This is a genomic window from Paenibacillus glycanilyticus (genome assembly GCF_023715145.1).
Lineage (GTDB): Bacteria > Bacillota > Bacilli > Paenibacillales > Paenibacillaceae > Pristimantibacillus > Pristimantibacillus glycanilyticus_A.
Window position 1 is genome coordinate 14,924 of the sequence record NZ_JAMBNP010000010.1, and the last position, 13,602, is coordinate 28,525.

A 13,602-nucleotide genomic window follows, 5' to 3' on the forward strand; every position below is an offset into this window, starting at 1 on the left:
CTGAGTCTACGTTGGATTACGTCCAACATCATTAGCGGATCGGAGCGAAAAACGCCATTAACGGTTGATTTCCCTGTATGAAATCCAACGTAGGAGTTGAATCCCGAGCTAATATTCGTAATACGTTGTACAAGATCCAACGTACTAGGAGAAGGGGTAGGGTATGCGGAAAGGGAGCTTCTGCCCTTAATAAAACAGCGGCCATGAAGCGCATGACTTCTTGGTCGCTGGCTGCTTTACGCCGTTAATGCTGCTGCCGGAACTCGCTCGGCGAGACTTGGAAATGCTTCTTGAACACGCTCGAGAAATAAGTAGAGTCGTCGAAGCCGACGGTCTGGCAGATCTCCGAGATTTTCAAATCGGTATTGCGCAGCAGCACCTGCGCCTTCTGCAGCTTGAGCCTGGTGACGTAGCCGGTGAAGGTCTCGCCGGTTTCTTTTTTGAACAAGGTGCTGAGGTAGCTCGGATTCAGATGGATATTCTCGGCGACTTGCTTAATCGACAGCTCGCTGTCCAAATAATGCTCCTCTATATAATCGATGGCTTGCTGAATGCTGTTCACGTAAGGGTTGGCCTGCTGCTTCCAGCGGTCGAGGCGAGTCTCGAAATCCTGGCAGGCTGCCTTGAACCAGCTTCTGAGCTCCGCGCTTCCCGGAAGCAGATCCACCGTCTGCAGCAGCGAATCTGACGGTTTGTTCTGAGGGGGGAACAGCCCCAATACCTCGGAGATCTGATTCAGCGCCAGAGCATGGTTGATGACGAGGATTTTCCCGTCCGTCAGCTGCAGCAAGGCGGCTTGCCCGCCAATCTTCTCGAAGTAGTCATGCAAGGCGTGAAGATCGCCGGAGATGATGAGCGACATGATTTCATTTTTTACCGCTTCAACCGCCTGATGCTTGCTCGTTCTGTCCGCGGCTTGAGGAGTCCTGGCCGGCTGCACGAGCTGCTCGTTATAACTGCTGTAAGCCGACACCAGCTTATTAATGTCCGAGCTTGGGCCAAGCAGAATACTCTCGATGCCGATGCCCAAATATTCGCGTACGGCAAGCTCCGCATGCTCCCGCCAGCAAGTCGAATCAAGTCCGGAGGATACCGAGAGAATAAACTGGTCTTCCTTCAGAATAAGCAGCTTGGCAGCCGCATCCTCGCCGAGCGCAAGCTCCTGAACGATGTTGTAGATCCCGTATTGCAGCACGTACAGATCGTCTGCCCCATAAGGCTTACCCTCCGGAAAATAATCCGTTATCGTCACCAGCCACAGCCGGCTGTCTTCGAACATGTGGAGGAATTGCGAGGTCAGCTCCTGGTTCATCTGATACTTAAGCAGAATCGAGCGGAGCAGATGCTCCCTTGCGGTCTGCTGGTTCTTGCGCTTAACCTGAAGCCGCTTGGAGGCGCTGCCCAGTATACGCGAAATATCCTCATCCGAGCAGGGCTTAAGCAAGAAGTCCATCGCTCCGTAACGGATAGCGGATTGCGCATATTGAAAGTCCTGGAAGCCGGTAATGATGATGAACAGCGTATCCAACCCATGCGCATGAATGCGCTCCGCCAGCTCGATCCCGTTCATAACCGGCATGTGAATGTCCATCAGAATGAGGTCGGGCTTCAGCTCCAGTGTCTTCTGCCAGCCTTCCTCGCCGGTCTCCGCTTCTCCGATGACGGTCCAGCTCCTGCTCTGCGAGATCATAAACTTCAGCCCCTCGCGGAAATTAGGCTGGTCCTCTACAATTAACACGGTTCCCTTCATGCGAAGTCCTCCTTGCTGATCGGTAATATAAAGCTGACGGTAGTTCCCGAAGCCCCATCGCTGACAAATTGCAGGCCGTAAGGCGCTCCGTACACGAGCTGTATTCTTCTCTCCACGTTATGAATGCCCAGATGATTGCCGTGAAGCTCCCTTTCGCCAGCCGCTAATTTGCGCAGCATTTCGGGTTCGATCCCTTTGCCGTTATCCGTCACATCCACCCTCAGATGATCCTGCTCCCGATAGGTATGGATGCGCAGAAGCTTCTTGTCGGCCTTGGTCTTATCCGCAAAAGCATGGACAAAAACGTTCTCGACCGCCGGCTGCAGAAGCAGTCTTTGCATGTCCATGCCAAGTAAGTGCTCGTCCGTCTGCATGTCGAGCTCCAGATCCGGATGGAACAGCTCCATCTGGATAGTAATGTAGCTGCGCAGCTGCTCCAGCTCCTCGCGAAGCGTGCTTGACTGCTGGATCGGCTTCAGGGAGTATTGCAATATTTTCGAGAGCGACTGGATGACTCCCGCGGAGTCCTTGGCGTTCTGGAGATACAGCTTCCAATAGATTTCGTTCAATATATTATACAGAAAATGCGGATTGAGCTGCGCTTGTATGGCCCTAAGCTCCGCTTCCTTCTCCCGCAGCTGCTTCAGCAGCACCTCGTCAATCAGCTTCTGGATGTGATCGGCCATGTCATTAAACGACTCCCCGAGAAAAGCCAGCTCGTCCTTGGATCGCACCTCGACGCGGGCATTCATGTGGCCCGAACGAAGCCTGCGCATCCCGGATACAAGGTTGCCCAAAGGCCGCAGCAGCCGGGTGCTTGTAAGCGTCAGAAGCAGACCGGTCAGCAGGATGCTGGACAAGCCGGATATCGCGATGGTTTTCAGTATATCCGCATTCCGCTTGTCCAGCGCATTCAGCCCAAGGCCGCTGATCAGCTTGAAGATGCCGGAATCCGAGGTGTTCTTCACAAACAGATAATTGCCTTGATCGGTGGCTTGAACAACGGATGCCCAATCTCCTTCGTCATGCTGAAGCGGAATGGGCTCCGAACCGGGCGTTGCGCCGTCCTCCTCGCTGCGCTGGCTGAACAAGAGGCGATCCTTGCGGTCAAGCAGATAGACGATGCCGTCGTCCTGACCGATATCGTCAATCACCTCGGAGAAAAAGCCTTCGTCCAGCACGAGCACAAGCGTGCCGTACGTTTCCTGGTAGGTGCTCTTCATTTGGCGGGCGGCAATAATCATATACCGGTATCCGCTTGGATCAGCCGAGCTCGAGAGCTTCAGCCGGAACCAGGTCAAAGCCCCGTTGGTGCCCGCGAGCTCTTGATTAATAAGACTGCGGGTCGGCTGGTCCAGCATGGAGACCGCGCCGAAATTCGCGTTGTAATAGCTTTCGCCGCGCAGGTTGTAGATGAACATGGCCCGGATATGAGGCGCATCCAGCTTCGCCTGCGAGACCATTTCGTACATCAGCTGCAGCTGCTCGACCTTATCTTCATTTTTGAGGGAATTCGTTAGAATCGATACGACGGTAGGGTGGAAGACGATGGACTGCGAGACGCGCTCAACCTCGTGGATATTCTGGTTGACCCGCTGAAGCGCCTGCTTGTTGTTTTGCAGGAATTGGCTTCGGATTTCCTCGCGGAACATCTTCTGATTGGACCGGTACACGATGATCCCGGTTATGGAGGAAGTTAGAATAACGATCAGCGACAGGCTGAGAATCAGCTTGACGACAAGACTTCGTGTATAAAACGGCATGGCAAAGTCAGCCTCCTTACAAGATCTAATTTTAGCTAAAGTTCCTCCAATTAAAATTAAAGAAGCACCCTATGGAAACGGATACACTGGTAACAGATCAAAGGTTAACAGTAACTTGAAAGGAGGGAATAGCTTGAAATCAGCATCTAAGAAAGCTTTGTTCAAGAAAAATGTGCCTCTCATGTTGATGTTTGCTCCGGCACTTGCATATTACTTGATTTTTAGATACTTGCCAATAGGCGGGCTGGTCATCTCTTTCGAGAACTACAACTTCTTTGATGGCGTGTTCCATAGTCCTTGGGTAGGCTTCAAAAATTTCGAGATGCTCTTCAGCAACGACAAAACCATCCGCATTATATGGAATACGCTTTGGCTCAGCGTGCTGAATCTGGTGGTTGGCTTCCCGGTACCGATCGTTCTGGCGCTTATGATTAACAGCGTTAGACGTTCATGGTATAAAAGATTTGTCCAGACGGTCGTCTATCTGCCGCACTTCTTCTCCTGGGTTATCGTAGGCGGCATGGTGATTACGCTGTTCTCGATGGAGTCGAGCTTCCTGAACCATTGGATTGAAGACAAGTATGGCGAGCCGTATCCGTTCCTCTACAAAACCTTGTCCTGGGTAACGATCTTCGTTGGATCGGGCGTGTGGAAGGAGATGGGCTTCAGCACCATTATTTATCTGGCGGCCCTAACGTCGATTTCGCCGGCGCTTTATGAAGCGGCAGCTCTCGACGGAGCAAGTAAGTGGAAACAAACCTGGCATGTGACGCTGCCCGGAATCAGAGGCACGATCATCCTGGTGCTCATTCTCTCCATGGGACGAGTCTTAGAAGTTGGTTTCGACCAAATCTACAACCTGCGCAACGCAATGGTGTCGGATATTTCCGAGGTTATAAGCACGTACATCTATACGCTGGGTATACAAGGCGGACAATTCAGTCTGACAACGGCGCTTGGCCTGTTCGAATCGGTGGTGGCCTTTATCTTGATTCTGGGCGCGAACCTGATCGCCAAGAAATTCAATAACAATTTGTTCTGAGGTGAACTAGAGTGAGAGAATCTTATGGAGACAAAATAACGAGAATAGGAATTTCGATTCTCCTGCTGCTCATCTCGATCTCGTGTCTGGCTCCCGTCATTAACATTCTGTCCATCTCCTTCAGCGGCAAGCAGGCTGTCGAGTCCGGCAAGGTATTGCTCTGGCCGATCGACGTCACGCTGCAAAGCTATTCCGCTTTATTTGAAGGAACGCGGGTACTGGCGTCACTGTGGAACGGGGTTGTTATGACGGTTGGGGGCGTCGTTATCTCGATGGTCTTTACCATCTGCGCGGCTTATCCGTTGTCGAAAGGCTATTTCTATGGCAGAAGAACCTTTACGCTGATGCTTCTGTTCACGATGGTCTTTACCGGCGGCTTAATTCCTACGTATCTGGTCGTGAAGAGCCTAGGCCTGATCGACTCGTATTGGGCGATCTGGATGCCTGGCGCGGTCAGCACGTATAATATGCTCATTATGCGCTCTTATTTTGAAGGAATCGAGCCGGAGATCGAGGAGGCGGCGCGGATTGACGGCTGCAGGGAGATGTCCCTGTTATTCCGGATCGTCCTTCCTCTGTCCATGCCGGTGATCGCGACCTTGATCCTGTTCTACGGCGTAGGCTATTGGAACAACTTCATGAACGTACTCATTTATATCAATTCGACCGAAAAATATACAATCACCGTTCTCATCCAACAGATGATTGCAAGCCAGCAGCTGCTTACCGAATCGCTCGCGAACGATACGAGCGCGCTGGAATTAGTGCCTGAAGGCATCAAGTCGGCCGGTATTATCGTGCTTATCCTGCCGATGGTTCTGATCTATCCATTCTTGCAGAAATATTTCGTAAAAGGCGTCATGCTTGGGTCTGTGAAAGGGTAACTTTACATTTTTGGCGATGGGGGAATAGATATATGTTAAAGATGACGAAGAGAAATGTCTTGCTGGCCGGCACGTCGGTAGCTCTGCTTGGGGTTCTGGCAGCCTGCGGAAGCAATGACAATGCGGACAACGGCGGGAAATCCGGGGACAGCGGCAGCGGCAAAAAGCCAACGATCAGCGCAACGGTCTACGACCGCGGTCTGATTGCGGCATCCGAGGGCACGATGGAGAAAAACCGCTGGACCCAGTGGATTAACGAGAACAGCCCGACAAGCGTGAAATTCGCGGCAATTCCGCGGACGGAATCGAAGCAGAAGCTCAATACGCTGTTCGCGTCGGGCAGCGCGCCGGACCTTATCTTCGAGTTCGACCCTAACATCAAGAACCCGCTGTACGATCAGAAGCAGCTGATGCCGCTAGACGATATGATCAACCAGTACAGCACGACCTACAAGAAGCTGCTGGAGGATAATCCGATTCTGAAGCAGGTATCCGTCAAATCGGACGGCAAGATCTATGAGTTCGGCAAGCTGAACGAGGCGATTCCGCAGTTCATTATCGCGATTCGCCAAGACTGGCTGGACAAGCTGAATTTAACGATGCCAAAAACGACGGAAGAGATGTACCAGGTAGCGAAGGCATTCACCGAGCAGGATCCGGACGGCAATGGCCAGAAGGATACGTACGGACTTAACGTTGGTCCGGGACTTGGGGATATTTTCGGCGGCGTGAACCTGAGCAATTCCTATGAAGACGAGGGCGGCAAGCTGACCCGTACATGGGATAACTTCGAGCAATACATCGCTTTCACCAAACGTCTGTATGACGAAGGCATTATCGACAAAGATTACATTACCGACAATAACGGGGCGAAGGCTCGCCAGGACTTCCTGAACGGCAAGACGGGCATGTTCCTTGTTCAATCGAACTATAGCTTCTGGAACCGTCTGTGGATTACGGATTATGCAACGCTGCAGGCGAATGCGCCGGGCGCCAAGCTGGAGATCATGCCTTATCCGGAATCTCCGCGCGGCCAATTCATTAACTGGATTAACAATCCGGTGCAGCTGACCGCGGTTGTGAACCGTACGGCGAAGAATCCCGAGGCCGTTATGAAATACGTGGACTTCCTGTCGACGCCGGAGACTGGCAGAACGCTGACTAACGGTATGGAAGGCACGCATTGGCAAGCTGGGGCAACCGGCTGTCCGAATCCGATTGACCAAGAGAAGAACAAGACGGAGCTTGGCTATCTGGGGCAAGACTACAATATGATCTTCTCGGTTGTTAACGGCGGCAAATGTTCGTTCACGGCTAGCAGCTTTAACCCGGATAAGCCGGATGAGAAGCTTGCGAAGGATAAGTTCAAGGAAAACATGGACATCTTCTACAGCATGATCGATAAAGGTGCCAAATTCCCTGGCCTGACTCACCTGGAGCATCTGCCAACCGTTCCGCAGGACCTGCTGGTGGACTTCCAAAATGCAAATACCGAGATCGGCAACCTGATTACGAAAGCGATTGTAAGCGGCGGAAGCTATACAACGGATAAAGCGATCAGCGACGCGCAAGCGCTGTGGAAGAAGTATAACGGCGACAAGCTGGACGCGTTCTACCAAGAGTGGTACACCGCCAATAAAGATACGGCGCTTATGCCGGATGACATCTTCCAGATCGTGAAGGATCAGAAGGCGACGCAGGAAGAGATTTTAAAGTAGGAATCTTGAAATAGGAATCTTGAAAAGAGAATAGGTAAGAGACAGCCCCCGGGAAGCGTAATGCTTGCCGGGGGCTGTTTGGTTATCGTCTTCCGTAGAAAACGGGTGAACGCAGACGCTAAGCCATTAAACATTAGCCCGCAGCTGCTACGTTGGATTTCCTCCACTAGAATCGGCAAAAAGGAGAGTCAGCGCGATGCTACGTTGGATTCGTTCCAGTAAAAGCGGCTGAAAGGGACCTTATCGATCAAAATAAGCGGATTATACTGCATTCAATCCAACGTAGCCGAAGCGGTTGGTCAAAAAAGCCGTTTTTACTGCATGCAATCCAACGTAATCGGTCAAGGCACACCATAGCTTCCCTATTGAGGCTGCGTACTTTCTTCCTCCTCTAATAGTTGGTTCAAGCGCTGGATATTTGTACTCCAGGACTTGCTGTAAAAGGTCACCCACTCTTGGATTTCCTTAATTGGCGAAGCATGAAGTCTGTATCGCGTTTCTCTGCCGACTTTGCGGTCCGTCACCAGTCCGGCCTCTTTAAGGATGGAGAGATGCTTGGATATCGCTGTCCTGCCGATCGGGAATTTCGCCGTAATCTCGTGAAGCGGTATCTCCTCAGTCTCTGCTAACAGCCGGATCAGCCGGCGCCGGGTGGGATCCGCAATCGCGTCAAACACATCCCGCAGCGGGTTGTTCTCATCCACGCAAGCTCATCGCCTCCTTAAAGCTTGCGGTTTGCCGGACGCAGAGCCCACGAGACGATATTTAATGCGGCATAGAAGAGCGGAAGGATAACGTTGAACCCGCCATCGCCATAATCGTGATCAAGGAGGTGAGAGAGAGCCGCACCCGTCATGAGGAAGAAGATTCCGGCATGCGTCCATTCCTTCAACCTTGGAAAGCGCGGCGCGAGAATGGCGATTACGCCAAGCAGCTTCCAAACCCCTAGAATCTGCATGATATAGAGGGGGTACCCCAGATTGGTTACGAGATCTACATTCCCGCCTAATTTCATCAGCTGCCCGAGTCCGCTTAACGTGAGAGCCGCCGCGAGCAATCCTGTGACGGACCAATAAGCGATTGTTTTACCCTGAAGCTTGGTACGTGCTTTTGCGGTTGTTACCGCGCCAATTGTTTTACTCATTTTGTTTCCTCCTCGAATGTGGGTTTTAGTTTCTTGCGGGCTGCCGATGTAACTGAATGACTGATTGTTTAATTGGACACCATTTAGTGTCTCTTTGTTGAGTTTAGTATATGACACCATTTGGTGTCATGTCAACGGCGTTTGAATAAATTTGTGAAAAAATCTTGAAAGGGACTTCGATTTTGGAACCATGCGTAACTGTTGTGCGCGCAAATAAACGCAAAAAAGAACGGAAGGGAATCTGATTCCCTTCCGTTCTTGCTGAAGATCCGAACTGCTTTATGTTCCCGGTAAACCGGGTCAGCAGCTTATTGAATAACTCCGTAAATCATTTGCGCGGCTTCGGCTCGCGTCGAGGTGCCAAGCGGAACGAATTGGCCTTCCGCCCGTCCTTTAACGAGACCAAGCGATACGGCTTTCTTCACGTCTTCCAGTGCCCAAGCGGAGATGGAGGCTTCATCCTTAAATGGTTCGGCTGCCGTAACGGCAGGCTTGCCATTCAATAACTCATAACCGCGCATCGCGATCGCAACCATCTCTTGGCGGGTAATCTTGGCGCCAGGGGAGAACGTTGTTGCGCTTACGCCTTGAACAATACCAGCTTTATGCGCTGCGGCAACGTCATCCGCGTACCAAGCGCCTGCGGGAATATCCGTGAAGGCGGTTGTTCCTTCGGCTTTAAGGCCAAGCGCCCTGACGAGTATCGCCGTAAATTCGGCGCGGGTAATGCTGCGGTTCGGCTCAAAGGTGGAAGCCGTCGTACCGGTCACGATCTGCTTCGCGAAGAGCTCCATGATCACGCCGGAGGCCCAATAGCTGCCGGGTACGTCGGAGAAATTCTTGTTGATCTCGAGTACCGCGTAAGAGCTGAAATGCGAGAGCTGCGCCACATATACGCCATTCTCGTACGTCCCGCCCACGAATTCGGGGGTTCCGCTATCCGGGAGATAGAAGATGGACGCCAGCTTCGGATTGATAGAGGCGTCAACCGGCAAGCGAAGGGTTACGGGCTCTTTGAACTGGTGCAGATCGTAAGCCGTACCGTCCGCCGCAATCCATTGCAGCTTCAGCTCATAGCTGTGTCCGCTTAGCTTGGTATCCGTTCCTAGTGCCGGCGCTGTGACCGGCTTAACGGTCAGGGAGATGGAGCCGCCCTGCAGCTGCGCAGCGGTTAAGGTTTTCTTCAGCTCGGTGAACACGCCTGCCGGAATTTCCAGCGCGGCTTTGCCCGAGGTGACGATGTTCAACGGGGCTTTCCCAAGCAGCTCGTCCGTGTTGGCCGGCAGTTTAATGACGGTAGCCGCTTCCGGCACCGAGATGGTAGCGTGGCCCGTGCCGTCTACCTTTATTTGCTCTGGAGTCACATTTAACGTGCCCTCCGATTCAACGGGCGAGCCGCCTGAGGAACCGCCCGAGCCGCCATTGCCGCCGGAGCCGCCGGAGCCGCCCGATGATCCGATCTGAATCGAGGTGCCGTAATGTTCGTCAATGGTGCTTGAAGCCAGCCCCGAATCAACGAGCCGGATTTTTCTGACCTCGATGTCGGCTTTTCCGTTCGCGGCGGCCTTGAAGGTGAAGGAAGCCAGATCGAGGTCGCCGCTGTCGCCAGGCGAGCCTCCCGACTTGGTGTGCGCGAACACGAGATGAGATTCGCCGCCGCCGTCCGCGATGACATTGGCCGGCGTATTGAAGCCAACCACATCCGTCTTCTCGCTGCCCGTTTTGAACGTCAGCAGATCGGAATCGTAGTACACGTGCATTTCATAGGCATACACATCCTGCAGCTGGCTTCCTTTTACCGTCACGGTAACTTCGTCGCCGCTGTTCAGGACGCTTTTGTCGGATGTCAAGGAAAAGGAGGCCGAGTCTGCCGCGGCCATTGCATATTGAGGTACGAGCATGGCTATCGCTAAGCAGATCGTTGCAAGCAAGGGAAGTCGTTTACGCGCCATAACAGGTTCGTCCTTTCTCGTATAGTAAAACGCCGGCGATTGAAGAACGGAAGAAGGGGCGGAGAGGCGAACATGTCTTGTCCGCCTCTCCGCTCTCCGATCACGTTCCTAAGAGCTTATTTGCCGGTCAAAGCCGGAACCGAACTCGGCGCTACGCGGTGATGCGTCGCTTGCTCGTAAGCATAACCAAGCTTGATCAGCTCGCCTTCCTCGTAAGGGCGGCCGAGCAGCTCGATGCCGACCGGCAGGCCGCTGGACACGTAACCGGCTGGTACACTGATCGCGGGGAAGCCGGAGAAGGGGCTCAGACGGTTGGCATTGCCGGAGCTTGAACCCGCAGGTCCCGTGGTCGAGAGATACAGGATCGCGTCAAGGTCGTTATTGGCCATCAGGCTGAGCAGCGACTGCTGGGTTAAGCGCGTCCGGAACAGCACGATGTCCTTGTATTCCTGGGTATCGAGCGACTCAACGGCATTCCGCGTGGTCAACGTGCTCTTCAGCGAGGACAGGAAATCGGTCCCCGAGTTAATGATGTCCGTCAACGAGTGATAGCGGACCACGGCCGGGTCGACCATCCGCGGATTGGACAGGTAATCGTTCAGATTGAATTTAAATTCATAGCCGCTGAGGCTTGGATATTTCATAATATCGGCGACGCTTGGGATATTGACGCCAATTACCGTTGCGCCTTGATCGCGCATATCTTGAGCGGCATTATTCAGAAGACCAAGCGTCTCCTGGTTGGTGCCAACAACGGTGCTGTCCAGAACGAGGCCGATACGCGCGCCTTTAAGTCCGTTCTTGTCCAGGAATTTGGTATAGCTGACCGGTTTCTTGCCGAAGCTGCCGGCGGTGACGATATCGTTAGGGTCATAGCCGCTGACCGCGTCGAGCAATACGGCGGCGTCGGCTACCGTTCTGGCCATCGGTCCGCCAACGTCCTGCGACAATGCGAGAGGAATGATGCCGTCGCGGCTTGTCAGACCAATCGTTGGCCGTATGCCAACAACGCTGTTCCAGGAAGAAGGGATGCGGATCGATCCGCCCGTATCGGTGCCAAGACCGGCTACGGCGAAGTTGGAGGCAAGCGATGCGCCCGTGCCGCCGCTGGAGCCGCCGGGATTCTTCTTCAGATCATAAGGGTTCCACGTTTGGCCGCCAAGCGAGCTGTTCGTGTCCGTATTAATCGCGAATTCGCTCAGATTGGCTTTGGCCAAGATGATAGCCCCGGCATCCTTCAGTTTCTTGATCATGAAGGCGTCGCTGACCGTTTGATTGTCCTTCAGACAGGTACATCCGGCGCTTGTCGGCATGCCAAGGGTGTCATAGTTATCCTTGACGATAATCGGGATGCCGTGCATGAGACCGCGCGGTCCCTTCTCCTTGCGCTCGTCGTCCAGCGCCTTCGCGGTCGCCAGCGCATCCGGATTAATCGTGATGAGCGAGTTGATGTCATCGTCGTATTCGTTGATCCGGTCCAGGTACATCTGAACGAGCTGCTCGGAAGTCAGCTTGCCGGCAGCCATGGCATTCTGAATGCTCATGATGTCGGTCTCCATCAGCTGGAACGGCTGGCCGTTGTCGTAGAGCACTTTTTTGCCCAGAGTGGCCAGGTCCTGCAGATCAATCGTATTGTCCTTGTTGAAGTCACCGCTCGCGACCTTCGACCAATTCGGGTCATCCGAACGGATGCCGAAGTATTTGATCAGGATCGAGAGGTCGCCGACATCGATGACGCTGTTGGCGTTCAGATCGCCTTCGGCGGCATCGCTGATTTGGACGTCAAGCGATCCCTCCGGCGTCTGAACCGTGCTGCCGTCGTCGATGCCAAGCTCTACGGTGCCGCTGATTCCGCTCAGATCGGTAGCCGCTTTGGCTTTGAAGGTCAAGGTGAGGATGGAGCCGACGGTCGTAAGGCTTCCCGTTGTATCCGTCGTTACGATGGTGACCTTGCCGGTCTCGGCGTTTACGCCGGCAACGCTGACTGCCGAGCTGGCGGCTTCAGCGGAAATGTAGTCAAACTGAGTCGGGTCATATTCGAAAATGAATTTTCCCGCGGTCGCATCGCCGGTCACGCCCGTAAGCGTTACCGTAACGTTGAAGTTGTCGCCGACCGAAGTGAGCGCAGGACCGGAGAGCTGAACCAGCGCCTTCGGGTCTTGAGCTTGAGGCTGCTCCAAGGCGGTAGGCGTGCTCGAAGCGCTAGCGTATGCGCCGGTGGTGTTCAGGAATGGGGTAGAGTAGACAAGCATGCTGCCCAGCAGCAGAAGACTAGTGAATTTAACAATCGGTTTAATCATGGCGTCCTCCTCGGGTTGGTATAAGCTAATTTCCAATGTCAAATATAATTACTTGAGAAGCGAAAATACCAAAAGATGTCCCGTTATATCTAACATGCGTGTTACATATAGTACGCCTCCCCTTGAATCTCTCTATGAGTCTATCGATTATGTTAGTTAAGTTAGCAAAGCAAATCAAACGAGAAGGATGCCTAATAAACCGCTTAAATGCGATGTTATCTCGTTTTTTATCGATTGTTTAGTACTAAATCTCTTTAGTGGAGCGTAGTGTTAAAGAAATTGTCGAAATGTAATATTTTATGACATTATAATTCCAAAGAGCTAGATTTTAATAGGAGTGAGAGGTGGGCAGATGAAAGACGCATGAAGAACGGCAGCCATCGGCGGGGAGGCCCAGGCTGCCGGGGAGGGGGTTCGTCTATAGAAAGGGCTGCATGCTAGACATGTACATCCTCTAAAAAAAGCTTCAACCGTTCCAGCTGCAAGAAATGATGACGGTAGTGCATCTCGATCAGCAAAAACCACTCGGCAGCGTTTAAAGCTCCAAAATTGGGATGGGGGACAGTATTCTCTCGAGGCGCCTGAATTAATGCCGGTTCCGTAAGCTTCATTCTTTCCGCTACTTCTCGCAGTCCTTCAATTAGCTGCTCCTTATTGTCCGGCTGCTCAGGCGTGTAGTGGGGAGAAGCCGGGACCCGAATCCGAATGGGCGGGAAGCTTCCGAGCTCGAAGGCAGCCTTGCCGTTCTCCGATTTAACGCCCGTGCCTACCAATACCGCTTCGCTTCCCGCCATGCATTGATCAACGTTGCGAAGATGCAGGTTGTTGGCGGACCGGATTAAATGGACAACCATTTGCCCAATCGACCATTCTTCCTCGCTTGGCTTGGCAAGCAATTGCTCCATGCTGAATGGGGTTAATTCATCTATATACCGTTCAACCGACTTTTCGAATGCCCGCAAGGCTTCCGTTGTGCTTCTCATTTTCAATAACACTCCTCTATATTCGGGATAATCCCAATATAAAAGAACGCTACTGACAACAGTATG

Annotated in this window: 10 protein-coding genes; 3 read left to right on the forward strand and 7 right to left on the reverse strand. The window is 52.8% G+C overall.

Features of this window, described 5'->3' with window-relative positions:
• Nucleotides 1–244: 244 nt before the first annotated feature.
• Together M3194_RS23035 and M3194_RS23040 are read right to left on the reverse strand one after the other, a co-directional pair.
• Nucleotides 245–1,750, reverse strand: a complete 1,506-nt coding sequence (locus M3194_RS23035) for a response regulator transcription factor (RefSeq protein ID WP_251656438.1) — start codon at nt 1,748–1,750, stop codon at nt 245–247.
• On the reverse strand, nt 1,747–3,513 hold the full coding sequence (locus M3194_RS23040; protein WP_251656439.1) for a cache domain-containing sensor histidine kinase: 1,767 nt from the start codon (nt 3,511–3,513) through the stop codon (nt 1,747–1,749). Before M3194_RS23040 ends, M3194_RS23035 begins: the two co-directional genes overlap by 4 nt.
• A gap of 133 nt (nt 3,514–3,646) precedes the next feature.
• On the opposite strand from M3194_RS23040, the gene M3194_RS23045 reads away from it, so the two are divergent.
• From M3194_RS23045 to M3194_RS23055, 3 genes are read left to right on the forward strand one after another with little or no spacing between them, the layout of a single operon-like run.
• Nucleotides 3,647–4,555, forward strand: coding sequence for an ABC transporter permease (locus M3194_RS23045; protein WP_251656440.1), 909 nt, complete (start codon nt 3,647–3,649; stop codon nt 4,553–4,555).
• A gap of 11 nt (nt 4,556–4,566) precedes the next feature.
• Nucleotides 4,567–5,439: a carbohydrate ABC transporter permease gene (locus tag M3194_RS23050; protein WP_251656441.1), complete on the forward strand. Its 873-nt coding sequence runs from the start codon at nt 4,567–4,569 to the stop codon at nt 5,437–5,439.
• Nucleotides 5,440–5,471: 32 nt separating this feature from the next.
• Nucleotides 5,472–7,157: an extracellular solute-binding protein gene (locus M3194_RS23055; protein WP_251656442.1), complete on the forward strand. Its 1,686-nt coding sequence runs from the start codon at nt 5,472–5,474 to the stop codon at nt 7,155–7,157.
• A gap of 362 nt (nt 7,158–7,519) precedes the next feature.
• Here the strand turns inward: M3194_RS23055 and M3194_RS23060 are convergent, their stop codons facing one another.
• The 5 genes from M3194_RS23060 to M3194_RS23080 form a co-directional block, all read right to left on the reverse strand.
• Nucleotides 7,520–7,861: an ArsR/SmtB family transcription factor gene (locus M3194_RS23060; RefSeq protein ID WP_251656443.1), complete on the reverse strand. Its 342-nt coding sequence runs from the start codon at nt 7,859–7,861 to the stop codon at nt 7,520–7,522.
• Between the two features lie 17 nt (nt 7,862–7,878).
• The gene (locus M3194_RS23065; protein ID WP_251656444.1) at nt 7,879–8,301 is read right to left on the reverse strand and encodes a DoxX family protein; all 423 of its coding nucleotides are present in this window, start codon (nt 8,299–8,301) and stop codon (nt 7,879–7,881) included.
• Nucleotides 8,302–8,609: 308 nt separating this feature from the next.
• Nucleotides 8,610–10,253 carry an S-layer homology domain-containing protein gene (locus M3194_RS23070; RefSeq protein ID WP_251656445.1) on the reverse strand — a complete coding sequence of 548 codons (1,644 nt, stop codon included), beginning with the start codon at nt 10,251–10,253 and terminating at the stop codon, nt 8,610–8,612.
• 116 nt (nt 10,254–10,369) lie between these two features.
• Entirely contained in the window at nt 10,370–12,553 is a 2,184-nt protein-coding gene (locus M3194_RS23075; RefSeq protein WP_251656446.1) for an amidase family protein, read from the reverse strand.
• A 437-nt stretch (nt 12,554–12,990) separates the two neighbouring features.
• Complete coding sequence (locus M3194_RS23080) at nt 12,991–13,536, reverse strand: DinB family protein (protein WP_251656447.1); 546 nt, start codon at nt 13,534–13,536, stop codon at nt 12,991–12,993.
• Between the last annotated feature and the right edge of the window lie 66 nt (nt 13,537–13,602).